Genomic DNA, 18,116 nt, shown 5'->3' with positions numbered 1-18,116 from the left:
AAAATCCGTGAGTCCATTCCAGAACTATTATCTCTGAGAAACGGCTCAGTAGTCAAGTGAAAATTAATATCAATTAGGTAAAAATCGTAGTGGTTAATCACTACTAGAATATATTATACGAGGAGGTGTCTAATGAGAAAATGGGTTAATGATTTCTTTGATAAACGGCGAACTAAAAAGAGAAAGGGACGATTTTATCCTAGTCGCTTTTATAAAATTGCGATGGGTGTCACTCTATTTTGTGCTTTGTTTTTTATGATGCCTAGTTTCTATTTTGGTACAGAAACAGACCACGAAGATACACCACCAAGCAAGAAATATACGCTAAACTTTGGCGGTGTGAGCTTTCGTGTGGTTGGTCGTAATTACAATGATGAGACGCATTATCTTGAAGTTTTCTTGCAAGCTAATCAAGATTTACCTACTGGTAGTCAGGTCGAAATGATTGCAGGAGAAACACAAAGTAAGCAAATTCTTCGCTCGAAAGTTGTGCCTCTGACTGAGCATTATTTACTTTTACAAGTCTATGAGCTACCGAAAAACTTTCGGCAAGTTGTGATAGACATTGGACTTGAGACACGACAAGTTTCAAGTTTAAAAACGCTAGATATTGAGCGATTTCTCTCACCGAGCAATGAAGAAAAAGGAAAGAAGAGTACAGAAATTAGTCAAACAGCCTTGTTCATTTCAAGGTCTAAAATCAAATCAAGCGAGGGAGTTAGACCTGAAAATATTCAGAAGTATTTGATTGAAGCTTTAGATTTGGAAGTTGTTCGGGCTAAAGAATTTGTGTCAAGTAATCTCAGAAATATCAAAACTTTGGAAAAGGAACTCCCTTTGTTTGATGAACAAATGAAACAAATTGAGGCAGAACAAGTCTATCAAACAGCAACTGAAAAAGAGAAATCGAATCAGGCGATAGATAATATCAAACAAGAAAAAGAAGGTATGCAGGCAAAAATTAAGGAGGCAGAACAAGCCAATATTGAGCTAGAGGAAAAAATCAACAAGTTGAAATTGAAACAAGCTGATTTGATAAATGGGGATGATAAAAAAGTGGCTAGTGATTGAAAAAATAATCCATATGACTTAGTTTATTTCCTAGTTTTTCGGAAAGTTATAGCTGAAAAATGCGCCACTAATTTGGTGGTAAGCACCACTATTTTCCACTAAAGTACCTAAAAATCACCCACTAAACGCCCACTAATGGGCAAGACTAGAGGGACGCAGTAAACACCCGACACCGTCGGGTTGGGGAGCGATAGCGCCCCTGTTTTGTCTTATGCCCTTGCATTTAGAACAAGAATGTTCAAAAGAGAATGAAAAGAAAGCAGGAAAATATTTGAAATCAGAAGTACAGACGATTAAAGTTTGGAATGTACCGACCATTGATTTGACTTTATTTGATGAGGAGGCAGCGAAACATGGCATGAATCGTTCGGCGTATTTGCGTTACTTGATTCATCATATTGCGACCTTACCGATTATCCTTGACCAGACTTATCGCTATGAAAAATTGGTTGAGGGCGTTGTGGCGCATCTTGATTTGAATACACAAATGATCGCCCAAGCAATTGAGGAAGGAGCATTACCTGAATGGAACGAAAACTAAAAAAGCAGCGTCACGAATTTTCCTATCGCCCCAATCCAGTTGCCCAACTTGCCCTTGCCCGCTTAACGGAAAATGGGCAAAGTAAAAATCAAGCCTTGAATGATGTGCTTGCTCGATACGTGCAGTTGGCACAAGAAAATGAGAAGCTTGAAGAAAAGTTAAGAATACTTGATTCAAGTTACCGAGCCAATTTATTGCCCCTTCTTCGAGCGATTGAGAAAAACACAGATGTCTTACTCGAACTTGAAAATTCTCGGTTGGCAGGTGGGGATAATGTCGATTTTTATTCTAGGCAAGAAGAGCAACAACTTGCGGTAAAAAAAGCAACTGACCATGTTCAAACTTTACACCATGACCAAATGCGCCATGTGCAACGAGGGAAAATATGAGTAAGCCAGCCATCATTATGACAGGGAAGTTTGCCCGCCCTAAGTCTAAGGTATTTGGGTCATACATTGATTATATGGCAAGAGATGAAGCAGTTCGAAATGAAAGATACTACGCTTACTCAGCTTTTATCAATCAAGAAAATACGGGTGCGATTTATTCAGATGAGGCAGAAAATTTGGATGACTACATTGATTATATGGCAAATCCTTATAAGACCAGTCACTTGTTTACACAAGATAAAAATGATTTGACCCTTGATGAGAAACTGGAGCTGAAAGAGAAATTTCAACTGGCTTATGATAATGAGAGTGTGATGTGGCAAGATGTTTTCAGTTTTGACAATGCTTGGTTGGTTGAGAAGGGTTTTCTCAATCCTAAGACCAATGAATTAGATGAGCTGAAAATCCAAAGTGCGACTCGTGCAGGCATGAATCAGATGTTAAAGCATGAGGGTTTACTTGACAGTGCGGTTTGGACTGCGAGCATTCATTACAATACAAAAAATATTCACGTTCATGTGGCAACGGTCGAGCCTTATCCCACTCGTGAGAACAAGCGATTGGTGGATAAGGAGACAGGTGAGATCTGTATGGAGGGAAAAGGTAATCGAAGTCGGAAAACATTGCGAGCCATGAAAAGTGGTTTCGCAAATGACCTGTTGGAGCTTGTCCCACTTTACCAACAAATTGATGCTTTACAAAAAATCATGATTGAAGGCAAACGAAAAGCGCCTTTTCTTGAAATGGATAGTCCTCAGTTACATCAGACTCTCAATCTCTTGCGCCAAAAACTGCCGCTTGAAAAAGGGTATTGGAAAGAGGGTTATGCCAAACGTTTCAGTTTTGACGAACCCCTTCAAGCGCTTGTGGATAATTTTCTTCAAGATTATTTTATAGAGGAAATTCAAACCTTGAAAAGTTTATTTGACAAAATTGAGCAGGAACAAGGGCGTACTTATGGGGATTTCAAAGGTCAGGGGGATTGGCAAAAAGGAAAATGGGCAGTGCTTTATAAGCGACTAGGAAATGATATTTTGAATGAATTGAGAAATGAAAGTCACACAAGGTCAATTCATGGTTCTAGGTTAGATAATCAAATGGCTAGCTTACCATTTTCTAAAATGACTGATAGAGAACAAGCGATTGAAAAAGCGCTAGAAAAATTAGTGAGACATACCGCACCAGTTCGTCAAGTAAGAGAAGTTACGAACCGTTTGGAAAATTTAGCTCCCAGTCTTCTTGAAAAAGAAGAACGGGCGTTGCCTGAAAAAATTCCAAAACTTCAAGGGACTTCTTCCATCACTTCCCAACGTTTTGAAATCAATAGGCAACAATTAAGAGAAAACTTATCAAAAGAAAACGGACAAGCTCAATCTGATAAAATGACCAATCTGCACGATTTTAGTCCGAAGAATCAACTCAGAATTTTGGCGCAATGTCCAAACGCCACCCTTTTATTTACGAAAGAAAAATGGACATACTATCAATTTCTGATTTCTCCCAAGGCGCCACCTATTTCGGTTATTGACCCAGTCAAAGACGAGCAGGGGCGATTAGTGGCTTTTAAAGAAAGTGGTCGCTTTGACATGAGTCAAGTAATTTATCAAGGCACTATACCGCTAGAGCAGATGATGAAGAAAATAAAGTTAGAAGAACAGCTTGACAAAAAGAAAGGTGTCAGTTCAAGAAAAGGAAGCTATCGAGAAAATCAAATGAAAAATTTTCAAAATCAACACTTATCACATCATATTCAAAAAGTCTTTCGTCGTACCTATCAAGATTTTTTGAATGAGCAAGCACATCGACAGTTAGAATTTGAACAGGAAAGGCAGGTTTAGTCTGGAGAGGTTGAGTATATTAACAAACAGAGAAAAAATGTATTGTGGTAGTTTGGCTACTTAAATGTTAAACTAAAGATGACAAGGCAAAGGAGAACAAGATGACTGAACCTAAAAATGATATCAAGCTCTTTGAAAATGGGCAAGTCCGTACCGTTTGGGATGAAGAAAATGAAAAATGGTGGCTGTCAATTATTGATGTGGTGGCTATTTTAACTGAACAAAGTAATTACACTAAAGTTCGAAATTATTGGAAATGGTTGAAAAAGAAACTGACGGATGAAGGAAGTCAACTGGTTAGTCATACTAACCAGTTGAAAATGAAAGCGCCCGATGGCAAAATGAGATTGACTGATGTGGCAGATACTGAACAAATCTTACGCCTGATTCAATCCATTCCAAGCAAAAAAGCTGAACCCTTTAAACTTTGGTTGGCGCAAGTCGGGAGTGAACGTATTGATGAGACGGTTGACCCTGAGCTTTCGATTGACAGAGCCATTCAAAACTATCGCCGTCTTGGTTATTCAGAGAGTTGGATTAATCAGCGGATTCGCTCAATTGAAGTCAGAAAAGGCTTAACAGACGAATGGGATAAGTCTGGTGTCAAAAGAGGGAAAGAGTATGCGACTTTAACTGATTTGATGACTGAGACTTGGAGTGGTCTGAAAACTAGAGCGTATAAAAATCACAAAGGCTTAAAAAAAGAAAATCTCAGGGATAACATGACTAATACTGAACAGGTCTTGAATATGCTTGCGGAAGTTACTGCCACAGATATATCGGTAGCACGTGAACCGTCTGATTTTGATGAAAGTAAGACTATCGCTAAAGAGGGCGCAAGTATTGCCAAGAGCGCTAGAGAACAGTTGGAACTAAAAACAGGAAAACCCGCCATAAGCAAGTTAAACGCTAAGAATTTAAGGCAAATCCAATTAGACTTAGAAGAAAAAGACCAGTGATTTATTGGTTTCATTTATAAATAGAGTAAGCAAGAGAGGATAATCTTTCTTGCTTTTTTGGTACACAAATAGATAAAAACAATTGAATAGAGACAGTTAAGAGCGTAGAAGCAGAATCTTCTAGGCTCTTTTTTCTTCTTGAAGGGAGGAAGTGAGACATGAAATTTTATACGGAAACACAGGTAGCACAAGCAAGAAATACCGATATTTTAGAGTATATGATTGCGCACGGTGAAGATTTTATCAAGGAAGGGGGCTATTATCGACATTCGGAACATTCTAGTTGGGTCTTTGATGATAGGAAAAAGATGATTCATTTCAATAAGGGGATGCCATATGAGGGAAAAGAAATCCGACATACAACAAATTGTTTGACAGTTGCCATGATGTTGTATGATTTGCCTTTTCAAGAGGCAATTGGCGATGTTTTAAGCGCACAAGCAAGTGACGTCTCGGCTTATTTTTTAGACAGACAAGAAAATCAATCAAATTTTAATTACACCAAAGAGATACGGGAATCACAAACTTTTACCAAAGGCTTTGATTATCTAACAAAAGTAAGAGAAATTGATCCGCAGCTTGTGACGGACTTATATATGAAAGGGCTAGTCCGTCAAGATACACGGCAGAATATTGTCTTTAAAATGTTGGAACGCTCTGAATCCTCGAAACAAGGTAGTGTGCGTTGTAACGGGGTGGAATTGCGTGGCACAGTAAAAATACCAAAGGCTAAGCGCTTAATAAAAGATAGACCTTATTTCATGCAGTTACATGAAAATAATGAACACAATGCCGGGTTTCATGCTCGAATGACCCATACCAAACCCACAACGGAGCTAAAAGTTTTTGAAGCACCAATTGAAGTTTTGAGCTATCTCTCCCTATATAAACAGACGATTTTTTCGTCCGATTATGCGAAAGACAACAATGTGGAATATCTTTCCATGCACGGTTTAAAGCACACTATGGTACATGATTTTTATGGCAAAATTGTGATGAATAATAAGGCATTAACTGAAAATAGCCTAGATTATTATCCACAAATCACACTTTGCGTCAATAATGATGAGGCGGGACGAGCCTTTACACAGAGCTTTCGAGAAAATCTATTGGCGTTAGGCTATTCCAAAAATTTTGTTCAAGCAAAGGTATGTGATGAACTACCTGAAATTGAAGGGGAAACTGAGATAGACTTTAACGACTTACTCAAATTTACGCATAAAGCTGAGGCAAAACAAAAGAAAGGCTCAGAAATCACACCAACAAAACAAAAAGAGAATGCGCCAAGGATTGTTGCCCAACAAATGACATCGTGAAGGGAAGAAATAGATGAAATTCAAAACCAAAGCATTCCTCTTAAGTCTTGTGATTGGCTTAGTTGTTTTTCTGGGAATTATACAGGGGTTAGGTCAGTCAGTACAAAGTATTATCACGCTAGTTGCCTCTGAGGAAGAAAGGACAAGCAGCACTGGAAATTGGTCGGGCGCATTTACTTCTGACCTCCCAAAATTTCCAGAAATTAAAGGCAGCGGGCAGATAAGCGATGAAGTCGCTCAGTTTGCGGTTGGAACGGCGGTTAAATATCGCCTGTTGCCAAGCGTTATTCTATCGCAGTATGCTTATGAAAGTTCTTGGGGGGAATCACTTTCAGCTAAAAATGATTTCAATAACTTTGGGATTACGTGGTATTTAGGCTGTCCTTTCCCACAGGGGACAAGTCGAGGTATAGGTGGTGTTGAAGGTGGCTACTATATGAAATTCCCCAATCAGGAGACAGGGTTTTCTTATTATGGTTTCATGCTTGTTTCTCAACTCAATTTTAGTGCTTCCAGAGGCAATAAAAATCCGAGTGAGGTTCTGTTGATTTTAGGGCGAGGTGGTTATGCGGCAGCTGGGATTGATGAAACAAGTGCTTATTACCTTAATTGTATGAACATGATACAGTCAAATAAATGGGTAGAACGATATGACAAATTTGCGATTGACCATTGGCAAACCTCTGATACACCCCTTGACGAGAGTGGCGGTATCGCAAGTTTAGAGAAAATGATTGGGGAACAAGTTAATGGTGGACAGTGTTACGGCTTAAGCGCTTTTTATGCCAACTCAGTTTATGGGCTTGATTTAATGGGCAGTGGTTTTATGTATGCCAGTAAGATTGGGAGCGATTACGATTGGGCAAAGTTTGGCGGAAAAGTCATTTTCAATCCCAAATTTGAGGAAGTGAAGTCAGGCGATATTATCAACTTTGGTAGGGGTGGCTATGCCATATCAGTTTTTGGGCATACGGCTGTTGTGGCTCATGTCGATATTGGAAGTAAAAAGCTTATTTTATACGAACAAAATTCAGAAAAAGGGCAAATAGTTGCCAAATACACTCGGACATGGGGACAAGAATTTCCTAATGTCACAAGTATTATTAGAAAAGAAAGGTAAGGGCATAACATGATTGAACAAAAATCGAAAATAGGTGTCGTTGTATTGTTGGTTTGTCTGGTGTTTTTTATTCTGGGGGGTGTTTATTTTATCTTTTCCAATGAAAAGGAAAGTCAAGTCGCACCAACTTTTAGAAATCATCAAACCAATACAATGTCAGAACAAAGAAAAGAAACAGCACAAACGCATGAGGGAGTAGAAAAATCTCAGGTAGATAAACTAGATGAAGAAAATAAACCAACACTTTCGACAGAACAAACAGCTAGAGCATTTGCGGAAAAGTACATCAATTACCAGTCTATTGATGAAAGAAATCAAAGTTTATTACCGCTTGTGACAGAGAAATATGCCAAGGAAAATAGCTTGAAAGAAACGATTCCGACAACTCTAACAAGTTCGGGTCAAGTGATTGCGGTATTTCAAGATAAGGAAAATGCTCAAAAATGGTTGGTAGAGGTTGAACAAGCACAAGAAGGAACAAATCTGATGTATATGATAGCACTTGAAATCAATGAGGTAGGCAAAATCAGTCAGATGCGCTATCACCTGTATAAGTTAGCCTATTGAGGGAGGAATGATGACACAGAAAAATATAGCCATGAGTGAGTTAAAGCGAAATCCACATCAGGCAAGACTGCTTTCAGAAAGGACGAGTCAAGCAGTTCATGTTTGGAAATATTGGCAGGAGGAGATTTTGGTTTGTTTAGCGCCACCTGTCTATCAATCGCTTTTACAGGAAAATCAAGCATTAAAGGTAAAGCTCTTACATCAAGAAACAAGCAAGAAAAACGGAGGCAGTACAAATGGTTATTGATATGAAAAATATTCAATTGCGTAAGCAATACAATCAAACGATAGAAAAACTTCAAAATGGTAGTCAAGCAGATAAATTAGAGTTTCTAGCACAAAATCGTTACTTTTATGATTGGAAATTAGAGGATATTGTCTTTTTACACGGACAAAATCCTCAGAGTACAGCAGTCAAGACTTTTGAGGACTGGCAAACTTTAAATGTTTCAGTTAAAAGTGGTCAAACCGCAAGCTATTTGATGCTTGATCGCAGTGATTTATTATCAAAACGAATCAGCTATTTTGATGTTTCACAAACAACTCAAGGTAAAAGGGAAATAGTCAAGTTTCCGCTTGATGATTTTTATACCGTGAGCCAATATCTTATGCAAGTAGATTACAGTGAGTATCTCGAATTTGGTTTAGAAGAATTTCTGCGGGACTTTTCTTCTCCTGTACTTGAAAATTATGAGCAGTTGACTGCGACTGAAAAAGAACTTGTCCCACTTATTGCGACTTATACCTTAAGTGATACCTTAGGCTTTGAAATTAGTAGCGATACGCTTGGTGAAATCAAGAAACATTTAGCTACGCCGCACAATTTGATGAATGTAGTTAAAGTTGCCAATAACCTCTGTGTGCGAATTGAACAAGAATTAACGACAGGTTTGGATAGAATCCAATTTCAGTCACAGAAAATTGAGACAGAACGACAAGTATTTGAAACTCAATTCTTAGAGGAATTGGCAAGACTACTTTCAGTTTCAGACATAAGTGAACAATTTAACGTGACTTACAATCAAGCCAAAAATAGTATGGAGATTGCCTATCAAGGGAGTCAATTATTCTTGACGGATGTTTTAGAACACACAGATTTTGTGGCAAAATATGAGCAATATTTTCAACAGCCACTCGAAAGGCTAGTTGATTTAGAACAACTTGAAACAGAATTAAACCAAGAAGAAATCAGTCTTGAAACAAAAGATGATTTGTTTGCCTTTGAGGTAGAGCCTACACAATCAGAAGTTGATTATGCCTTGATTTTAGAACAGTTTTCAGATGAAAGTCGTCTAGAGTTTCTGAGCTCACTTAATGAAGAAGTAAGCACCTATTTTCAATCAACGGAATTTCTGTTAAATGAAAAAGTCATAGCTTTAGAGTTGAAAGTTTATAGCCCCAAAGGGGAAGTTGATGAGCTATCTGAAAATCCTCAAAGTCCTTATATTGTGGAAGTTTGGGAAGATGACGAGGCAGGCTTACAAAAGTTAGGGATTTTAGCCTACGGTGCAAATTATACACAAGATTTTAGTTATTTTTCAAATCAGCTCCAATCTTTAGAGGAAGGCATCACACTTGAACAACTTTTAATTGAAAGTGGCGAAACGGCTTATCAATTTCTGGTTGAAGAAACCAAGCAGGAGCAGCTAGAGAAGCTACAAGGGGAAGAAACGCCAACAAGTGCTGACCCACTTTATTTAGAAAAAGCACGATTCGAAACACTCTTGGCAGAAAATGGTTTACAAGATACTTTTTCTCTTGATATTGAGGGAGAAAATACACTTATAATTTCAAAAATATCTCTTAATGGGGTCTTAGAGACTGTTCAAGGCGAGTATTCCTCGGAAACACAAGTCTGGAGATTGAAAAGTCAAGCGGATGAGCGCTTGAAAGGACTTTTCACGCTTTCTGAACGGTTGGCAGATATTCAGGCTCAAGCCGTCACTAGCTCCCCTGATATTCAAAAAGAAGAAACTACTCCGATTGATGAACTATCTTTAGATGAGATTTATACTAAGGAAATCAAAAGGGGGACAGGCACACGAAATGGCAAGTTTCCTATGCAGGCTTTATTCTCTGAATTTCCCAACATGAGTAAGAAAGAAGCGCAAGAGGTCATCCGAACTTTTTATAGCACAACTTATGGTCACAGTTCATCTGAAATCTGGGTAGACCACATCAAGAAAGGCATTGATTTCCCTGAATTAGGGGTAGTTTTGTCTTGGAAAAGTGTAAGTGAAAAAGTTCGAGAGCTTGTTATAAATGGGGAGTATTTGAGAAATCCTCAAGAAGCTACAGGATACCAAGCATGGTTAGATGATGCGGATACTCAATACAGTTCATGGCATGACTATCAAGATTTGAAAGAGAAAATTCAAGCGACTCATCAATTTAGTCAAGCCGAAGCAATCAATCTATTTGACGATATGACGGAATTGACACCTGTTGAACCAGAGGAAAAAACTTTAGAACCACTTAGAACTTTAGATGATTTAATAGACGGTTTAAAACATAATGAAAAACTTATCAAAAGTAGTCAAGTCAATGATTTAGGAGATTTCTATTTTGCGGTCGCAGATGAATTAGAAAAGGCTCTAGTTGAACATTATCATGATAATGAAACAGTTTTCGGCAGTCTTTTAGAAAATGAGCAGTTTAATCTTACAACTAGAGAAATTTCTGAAATGCTTTATCATAGTTTGAAAGATTCACAACAGCTTGGTTTTGAAATAGACACCTCTCATCAAAAATTAGTTAAAGCTGAAAATGAGAATGAGGCTACTGGTAAATACTATATTCAACTTTCAGAAGATGATGATAGTTACTATATAGATGAAATCAGAATGGGCGATGTTCTCATTGCCACAAATAGTACAAACGTTTTGTCAAACGCCATGGCTTTTGACAATTATGAAACAGCGCTTACTTATCTTTCCGATAAAACTGAGCCTCAGTTTAAGGAAGCTGTGATTGTGGATGAAGATGGGCAAGTTGTTAATGATAGGCAAAAAGGAACAATAGACTTTATTGACCCAATCATTAAAGGCGATGAGCTGGCATACAAATTGATTGGTGCTTATCCACGCCTTTCTGCCTATTATGAGCATTTATTGATATCAGACTTTTCAATGGTTACGCTTGAAGATATGACTGTCTTTGACTTTGATAATGATTTTGAACAACGGAAGTTTAATGGCGTTAGGCAAACTTTTCAAGACTATCAAAATTTTTATGATAATGGTCTCCCTCTATCTGTTGTCAATGGAGAAGAACAGCTAGATTATCAAGGATTTTCTTTGGGTGCAGGCGATAATTTCCCACAAACTTTGACAGGTTTTGCGGAAACACTTTTTTATAGTTTTAACGATTTGCAAGAGCTTGAAAAAATGAGAGAGCGTGAAGTTGAGGCAGAAAAAAGTGAAACGACTTTAGACACGCAAGAAATTTATAATTCTTTATTTGAATTATTGGCACTATCTGAGTATGAACAAAGGTTCTCAGACTTAGGCGATGTGGCTCAAATGGATGTAGAAAAATCGGTCAAAGAGTATCTTGATAGTGAAGCCTATAATGCTTTTGGAAAAAATAGCTTTTCAGAACTGACTGCGACTGAACGAAGGGAGATTGCGGAAGAATATGCGGAACAGATAAGAGAAATCGCAAAAGAAAGAGGGCGTGTTCTTAGCGAATCAACAGAGGTTATCAGTCAAGAAAAAACAAGAGAAATAAAAGCCACAGACTTAGCACGTAACATGGGGATAAACGTTGTTCATGTGAACGAAGAAATGAACCAATCTCCAAGCGATAAATTATTTGAAGATATTTTAAAGGCATTTCAAAAACATCAGTTGGGTTATACTTTACGTGATAACAAAGCCAAAAATAGCTTTGAAATTTCCAACCAAGTCCTGTTACTTGCGACGATTGATTATAAAAATAGCAGGGTTACTTATCTTACTGACGATAAGCTAGTTCAGTTCAAAGAATTGTTTTCAGAGCATCATTTGACTGAAATAAACAAGGCACAGGTTTTAGATAAAGTTCAAGATTTACAGCCTGTGTCATTAAAAGAACGAACGGCTGAATTATTAAACTCAATTCAAGACAAACTTAGGACAAGCGAGCTTACATTCACTCTAGCAGATGACCTATATTTCATTTTCATGATGAAACATTTAGGAAATAGCCATGCCTTTGAATCCTTGAAAGATCGCTCCTTAGAAATCCTATCAGAAAACCGTGCCTTGTTTGAATCAATTGATGATGAGACAGAGGCATTGTACAAGGAAAAAGGAACGTTAGAGCAAAATACTTTATACCAATTGTTCAAAACAGAGCCTATTTTTGCACGTGGGACAGAAATCAGTAGTCGACTTGTGGGAGAAGTCTCAATCGCTGCTTATAATGTGAACCATGAAATTGAAGCAGTGAACAATGGCGAACTTTCGATGTTAAATTCTTGGGTTCATACATTAAGTGAGATGTACATTTATGCTCGTGAAAGCGAACAAATATCAGTTAATATGGAAACACGGCTTGATATCTTTCCTTATATTTTCACTCAAGCACTCGACGAGCAAGCAGGGGATATTGATTTTTCAAGAGACTTTATCAAAGGCATTTACACTCGTTTTGAAATGTATGTTTTAAGTGATAGACAAGAAACTCAATCCATAACAAAGGCAGAAACATCAGCCTTTGAATCTGAAATAATCCGTTCAGAAGTTATCGAGGAGCTATCTTTGTTTGACGAAATGGATAATCAAGCAACTGATTCAAGGGAAGTATTAAAAACATTCTATCTTGAATTAGTAGCTGAAAATTCTAGTCCTATTCAGAATATGCAGTTAAACTATCTAAAAGACAAGTTATATGAGATTGATAGGGAGAATGGTTTAAATTATACCTATGAGACCGAGATGTTTCCAAGATATAGCACTGAGTTAGACGATGCTTACAAAGTAAGAATTGACGAGCTGCTAGAAAATGCCCAAAAATATGATGGCACTACTTTAAGTCTTTTAAAACAATGGCAATCAGAGAATATAAGTCAGGTTGATTTAGACACAGTTTCCAAAGAAATCATAGAAAATGTACAAGATTTTTCTTTTCCAGAAGATACAAGTCATTTCTACCCCCAAACAAAAGATGGCAAAATCAAAGCCAACCTTGAAGCTGTCCGTCTCGTCAAACAGTTAGAACAAGAAAAGAAACAAGCGGCACCTGAACAACAGGAAATTCTCGCCAAATATGTCGGTTGGGGCGGTTTAGTTGATGTCTTTGACGAACGACTTGAAAAGTATGAAGCTGAGCGCTTGGCACTACAAGCACTTGTCACAAAAGAAGAATATCAGGCAATGGAATTGAGTGTTTTAACAGCCTATTATACCGAGCCTCATGTTGTTCGTGCCATGTTTGAAAAGCTAGAGGATATGGGATTTGAAGGTGGACGGATATTAGAACCCTCAGTTGCGACAGGAAATTTCTTGTCTGCCATGCCTCAAAATTTACGAGGCAATAGTGAGATTGTCGGAGTAGAACTAGATACGATTACAGGTAGTATTGCCAAACAACTTCATCCGAACGCAGATATTCGGATACAAGGTTTTGAAACGACAAACTTTCATCAAGGTACATTTGACTTAGTTGTCGGAAATGTGCCTTTTTCTGACCTGAAAATTCAAGGCGAAACGGATAAAAAGGGCTATATGATTCACGATTACTTCATTCAAAAAAGTCTATCACTCACAAGGGAAAACGGCATAGTAGCACTGATTACGTCCAATGGGACAATGGATAAGAAAAATCAAAGTTTCCGTAAAGAACTTGCCAATCAAGCCAACTTTTTAGGGGCTGTTCGCCTGCCCAATACTGCCTTTTCTAAGCTCGCAGGGACAAAAGTGACGAGTGATATTCTCTTTTTCCAAAAGACGACACTAGATCCTGAGCGCTATATCAGACAAGAATATCGACCAGAAATAGAGGAAGTCGTCACTCTTGAAAACTATCCCCAATGGGTCACAAGTGGTGCGACGTCTTTTTCTTCAGAGATTGCTTTAAATACTTATTTTGAGAGAAATCGGTCACAGATTTTGGGAAAGGTCAAAATCCAAAACTATCATGGTAAGACCTTGACCGTCGTTGAAAATGGTACACCACTTGAAGAAAGTTTGCCAAGGCAGCTAAAAAAAGTTGGAGGTACTTATCAAACAGGAAACCTGCCACTACTCGAAGAAAATTTACAAGAAAATGGCACTCAGTATTCCCCCATTTCAGAAGAAAAGATTGCGCCTTTTACTCATGAAATAGTTGAGGGTAAAGCCTACTATCGTGATGCGGTCGGCATAGAAGAAGTCAAAGTGAGTGGGCAACAGTTGTCAAGATTATCAGGCTTGATTGCCTTACGAAAAGCCGTTCAAGCTGTTTTTGAAACGCAAACAGACATCAATGTTTTTTCAGAATCTCAGTATGAAATGGCAAGATTAGCATTAAACAAGGTCTATGACCGCTTTATAGAAAAATATGGGGTTGTTCATACGCAAACTAATCAAACACTTTTCCGTAGAGATGACCATTATCAACTCCTACAAGCCTTGGAAATTACAAAAGAGGAAGTGATAGGAGAGGATATTCTCGTAACCTATGAAAAAGCAGAAATTTTTGAACATCCAACCATTCGCAAAATGCCTCAACTTGTCACAGCTCAAACTGCTCTTGAAGCCTTACAATTATCACTCAATCATAGAGGGGGTGTTTCTTTAGAGTTCATGGCGCATGTCTATCCCTATGCCCAAGAACAAATACTGGCAGAATTAAAAGGCGAGATTTACTTTGACCCGACACGTGAGCAGTGGCAAAGTAAAGCAGCCTATCTTTCAGGCAATGTCCGAGCTAAACTTGAAGAGGCAAAACAAAGTCTACTAGATTTTCCAAACGATGGTTTTGAAGAAAACGTGCAGGCGCTTGAAGCTGTTCAGCCTGAGTGGTTGCCACTAGAAATGATTGATTATCGTTTAGGGTCTAGTTGGATTTCATGGGAGATTTATCAAGCGTTTGCGAAAGATGTTTTAGATTTGGAGTTTTCAAAAAAGAATATGATCCGTGACAACTCTGATAGATGGGTGCTAAAAGATAAGGGATTTCAACCTAAAAAGAGTAGAGCATATAGTACCAATCGAGTTGGCACAAGCTATCTGCTTGAAAAATCATTGAACCAACAATTTATAGAAGTTCGAGATAAGGTCACCAATCATTCGGGACAAGACTATTGGATTTTTAATACCAAAGAAACAATTTTAGCACAAGAAAAACAAAGTAAGTTACAAGAAGCTTTTAAACGCTATATTGAAACTAATTCTAAACACCGTCAAACCTTAGAAACAACCTATAATCTCACGAAAAACTATATTGTTTTACGCCAATATGATGGTAGACATTTGACCTTTGATAGTCTAAATCGAAATATTGAGTTACGCCCACATCAAAAAGATGCGGTAGCAAGAATCGTGAACGAACAAAGGGGCTTGCTTGCCCACGTTGTGGGAAGTGGTAAGACTTTAACGATGATCGCATCAGGCATGAAATTACAAGAACTGGGCATGATTCAAAAACCACTCTATGTTGTGCCAAATCACTTAGTGGGAGAATTTGGCTCAGAAATTTTGCGAGCTTATCCTAATAAAAAAGTCCTCACAACAACCGCTAAAGATTTTGAAAAGCAAAGTCGAAAAGCTTTTATCTCTCGGATTGCGACAGGTACTTATGATGCGATTGTGATGGGTATGAGCCAATTTGAGCGAGTACCGATGAGCTTAGAGGCACAAAAAGGTCATTTAGAAAATCAGCTGAGTGATGTGATGGCACAAATTCGGGAAGGAAAACAAGAAGATGGCGAAAGATTTACTGTCAAACAAGCCCTACAAACCAAGGTTAGAATTGAAGCCAAGCTCCAAAAGTTGATAGAAGGTCATCAAAAGCGTGATACTTTTATTGATTTTGAAGAGTTGGGCGTTGATTTCTTATTTATAGATGAAAGTCATAACTTTAAAAATCTCTTCTTTCAAACCAAGCACAGTAATGTCGCAGGGATTAACAGTAGTGCGAGTAACCGAGCGACAGATATGTATCTGAAAGTCCGTCATATTCAAGAACATCATAACGGGAACAACATTGTTTTTGCGACAGGGACACCGATTTCAAATTCTATGGCGGAAATGTATACGCTCATGCACTACCTCGAACCAGATGTGTTAGATGAAGCAGGCATTCATCACTTCGACAAATGGGCGAGTACCTTTGGTATCATCGAAGAAAGTGTCGAGCTAAACGTTGAAGCCAGCAAGTATCGAAAGAAAACTCGTTTTTCTCAGTTTACCAATGTGCCTGAACTCATGAGCCTATTTTCTTCCGTCGCAGATGTCCAAACTCAGGAAATGTTAAAGTTGCCTGTGCCAGAACATACCACACATATTGTCGCTTGTCCGATTACTGAAGCCCAACGTGTCTATATGAACACCTTGATTCAGCGGGCAGAAGATATTCGTGGCGGACGTGTCGAAATGGCAGTAGATAATATGCTCAAACTCTGTAATGATGCTAGTAAACTTGCCTTAGACCCTAGACTTATCAATCCTTCTCTTTTTGATGGTAACGATAGCACTAAACTGCTAACTTGTGTTGATAATGTCTTTCAAATTTGGCAAGATACAAGTACTGAAAAAAGCACCCAACTTATTTTTTCTGACCTTGGCACACCTCAATCAAACGCTAGTCAAGATAAGTTTAGTGTTTACCAAGCCATTAAGGATGATTTGATTGAACGAGGGATACCAAGTGAAGCAATCAAGTTTATCCATGAAGCCAACAATGACAAGAAAAAAGAACGTCTTTTTCAAGATGTTCGAGTTGGAAAAGTCAGGGTGTTGTTAGGCAGTACTCAAAAGCTAGGAACTGGCACAAACATACAAGATAAATTACTAGCAGTTCATCACTTGGATGTTCCTTGGCGTCCAAGTGATTTGGAGCAGCGAAATGGTCGAGTGATTCGTCAAGGCAATGAAAATTCGCATGTTCATGTCTTTAATTATGTGACAGAAGGCACGTTCGATGCATACAGATGGCAAGTTGTCGAAAATAAACTCAAATATATCACACAAGTCATGACCAGTAAATCTCCTGCACGAAGTATGGAAGATGTGGATGAGGCAGTGATTGATGCGAGTGAAGTAAAAGCAATTGCGACAGGCAATCCCCTTTTGAAAGAGCGTGCCATGCTTGAAAATGATGTCAACCGACTAAAACTATTGTCCCAGAACTATGGCAAAGAACAACGAGAATGGGAGAAAAAAGTCAGCACACTCCCTGAGAAAATAGTTGACCTCCAAGAAGAATTAAAGGCTTGTGTTTCTGACCAAACGCTTATTTCACAACGTTTTTCAAGAGAAGAATTTGTCCTTTCAATCCAAGGGCGTCCTTTTTTCAACCGTGATGAGGCAGGTCTTGCTTTACTCACAGAGGGAAGAGAATATGCGAAAAGTTCAACAAGCTCAGAAACTAAAACGATTGGTGAGATTGCGGGGTTAAGTATCCAGTTGTGTGTCTCTACTCGGCAGCTAGAACCTTTGGTTCAACTTATCGGAGAAGCTGTTGCCTATAAAGCCATTGACTTGAATTTTGATAGTCCAACTGGGAGTATCGCTCGGATCGTCAATGAAGTTGTAAGCATCCAAGAAGGGAGGTATGCGAAACAAAGAGAAAATCAATTAACAGAAGTTCAAGCAGAGCTTGTGTCTGCACAAGACAATTTAGGCAAGCCGTTTGAGCGAGCAGATGAACTTCATGAGAAAAGCCATCAACTCGATAGATTAACCAAGGCTATTTCCCTTGATATGAGTTTGAGTGATTTAGAAAAGCTTGAAAAGGAAGTCACAGAAGCACAAGAGCAAGATGAACGGAATCAAGAAGTTGTGCAAGAGATGTAAATTTACTTCAATTTATCGGTTAATTCTTGCCAGAGTTTCGCAAACTCACCTTCAGCATTCGCATTTTCTCGTAAATAAGTAGTCACAAAGTTGATGACATCTTCTTGATTTCTGGCGTGTTTTCTGGCAAATGTTTGGCTTGCAGTCCTAGCGCTGTTATAGGTGCGTTGTTCAGGCGTTAATTTGTCACGGTATCGTTGACTGGCAAGGCGTTGATTTTCAGATGTTTTAAATGATTTTTCCACGATTATCTTCCTTTGTTTGTTTTCTTTATTATAACCTAGATGATGTCTTTTTAAAACTCTTGAATAATAATGCTTGCTTATATATCTAAC

General features: G+C 38.3%; 11 protein-coding genes. 10 read left to right on the top strand and 1 reads right to left on the bottom strand.

Annotation, left to right across the window (positions count from 1 at the left end; genetic code table 11):
* Positions 1–132 precede the first annotated feature (132 nt).
* The 10 genes from ACYQ21_RS11000 to ACYQ21_RS10955 all read left to right on the top strand — a co-directional run bounded on the left by ACYQ21_RS11000 (position 133) and on the right by ACYQ21_RS10955 (position 17,781).
* Complete coding sequence (locus tag ACYQ21_RS11000; protein ID WP_460058472.1) at positions 133–1,071, top strand: hypothetical protein; 939 nt, start codon at positions 133–135, stop codon at positions 1,069–1,071.
* A 271-nt stretch (positions 1,072–1,342) separates the two neighbouring features.
* Positions 1,343–1,612 (top strand): hypothetical protein, encoded by a 270-nt coding sequence (locus ACYQ21_RS10995; RefSeq protein ID WP_460058471.1) that lies wholly within the window; start codon positions 1,343–1,345, stop codon positions 1,610–1,612.
* Entirely contained in the window at positions 1,597–2,001 is a 405-nt protein-coding gene (locus ACYQ21_RS10990) for a hypothetical protein (RefSeq protein ID WP_460058470.1), read from the top strand. Before ACYQ21_RS10995 ends, ACYQ21_RS10990 begins: the two co-directional genes overlap by 16 nt.
* Positions 1,998–3,839, top strand: coding sequence for a MobP2 family relaxase (mobP2, locus tag ACYQ21_RS10985; RefSeq protein WP_460058469.1), 1,842 nt, complete (start codon positions 1,998–2,000; stop codon positions 3,837–3,839). Before ACYQ21_RS10990 ends, mobP2 begins: the two co-directional genes overlap by 4 nt.
* 101 nt (positions 3,840–3,940) lie before the next feature.
* Complete coding sequence (locus ACYQ21_RS10980) at positions 3,941–4,798, top strand: BRO-N domain-containing protein (RefSeq protein ID WP_460058468.1); 858 nt, start codon at positions 3,941–3,943, stop codon at positions 4,796–4,798.
* 158 nt (positions 4,799–4,956) lie between these two features.
* Positions 4,957–6,114, top strand: a complete 1,158-nt coding sequence (locus ACYQ21_RS10975) for a DUF3991 domain-containing protein (RefSeq protein WP_460058467.1) — start codon at positions 4,957–4,959, stop codon at positions 6,112–6,114.
* A gap of 13 nt (positions 6,115–6,127) precedes the next feature.
* A complete protein-coding gene (locus ACYQ21_RS10970; protein ID WP_460058466.1) occupies positions 6,128–7,234 on the top strand; it encodes a glucosaminidase domain-containing protein in 1,107 nt (368 codons plus the stop codon).
* A gap of 9 nt (positions 7,235–7,243) precedes the next feature.
* Positions 7,244–7,801, top strand: a complete 558-nt coding sequence (locus tag ACYQ21_RS10965; RefSeq protein WP_460058465.1) for an EF0163 family protein — start codon at positions 7,244–7,246, stop codon at positions 7,799–7,801.
* 10 nt (positions 7,802–7,811) lie between these two features.
* Positions 7,812–8,048, top strand: a complete 237-nt coding sequence (locus tag ACYQ21_RS10960; protein ID WP_460058464.1) for a hypothetical protein — start codon at positions 7,812–7,814, stop codon at positions 8,046–8,048.
* Complete coding sequence (locus tag ACYQ21_RS10955; RefSeq protein ID WP_460058463.1) at positions 8,038–17,781, top strand: SNF2-related protein; 9,744 nt, start codon at positions 8,038–8,040, stop codon at positions 17,779–17,781. The genes ACYQ21_RS10960 and ACYQ21_RS10955 overlap by 11 nt, the downstream gene beginning before the upstream one ends.
* Before the next feature lie 2 nt (positions 17,782–17,783).
* Here the strand turns inward: ACYQ21_RS10955 and ACYQ21_RS10950 are convergent, their stop codons facing one another.
* Positions 17,784–18,026 (bottom strand): hypothetical protein, encoded by a 243-nt coding sequence (locus tag ACYQ21_RS10950; protein WP_460058462.1) that lies wholly within the window; start codon positions 18,024–18,026, stop codon positions 17,784–17,786.
* Positions 18,027–18,116: the final 90 nt, after the last annotated feature.

This window comes from Pseudolactococcus yaeyamensis, assembly GCF_054658615.1.
The sequence above is the reverse complement of the archived record's forward strand: the minus strand, read 5'-3'. Positions and strand labels throughout refer to the sequence as shown.

Excerpts from the sequence above, each read along its gene's own strand:
- ACYQ21_RS10990 (WP_460058470.1), top strand. The coding sequence starts at position 1,597 with ATGGAACGAAAACTAAAAAAGCAGCGTCACGAATTTTCCTATCGCCCC.
- ACYQ21_RS10975 (WP_460058467.1), top strand. The coding sequence starts at position 4,957 with ATGAAATTTTATACGGAAACACAGGTAGCACAAGCAAGAAATACCGAT.
- mobP2 (WP_460058469.1), top strand. The coding sequence starts at position 1,998 with ATGAGTAAGCCAGCCATCATTATGACAGGGAAGTTTGCCCGCCCTAAG.
- ACYQ21_RS10980 (WP_460058468.1), top strand. The coding sequence starts at position 3,941 with ATGACTGAACCTAAAAATGATATCAAGCTCTTTGAAAATGGGCAAGTC.
- ACYQ21_RS10970 (WP_460058466.1), top strand. The coding sequence starts at position 6,128 with ATGAAATTCAAAACCAAAGCATTCCTCTTAAGTCTTGTGATTGGCTTA.
- ACYQ21_RS10960 (WP_460058464.1), top strand. The coding sequence starts at position 7,812 with ATGACACAGAAAAATATAGCCATGAGTGAGTTAAAGCGAAATCCACAT.
- ACYQ21_RS11000 (WP_460058472.1), top strand. The coding sequence starts at position 133 with ATGAGAAAATGGGTTAATGATTTCTTTGATAAACGGCGAACTAAAAAG.
- ACYQ21_RS10965 (WP_460058465.1), top strand. The coding sequence starts at position 7,244 with ATGATTGAACAAAAATCGAAAATAGGTGTCGTTGTATTGTTGGTTTGT.
- ACYQ21_RS10955 (WP_460058463.1), top strand. The coding sequence starts at position 8,038 with ATGGTTATTGATATGAAAAATATTCAATTGCGTAAGCAATACAATCAA.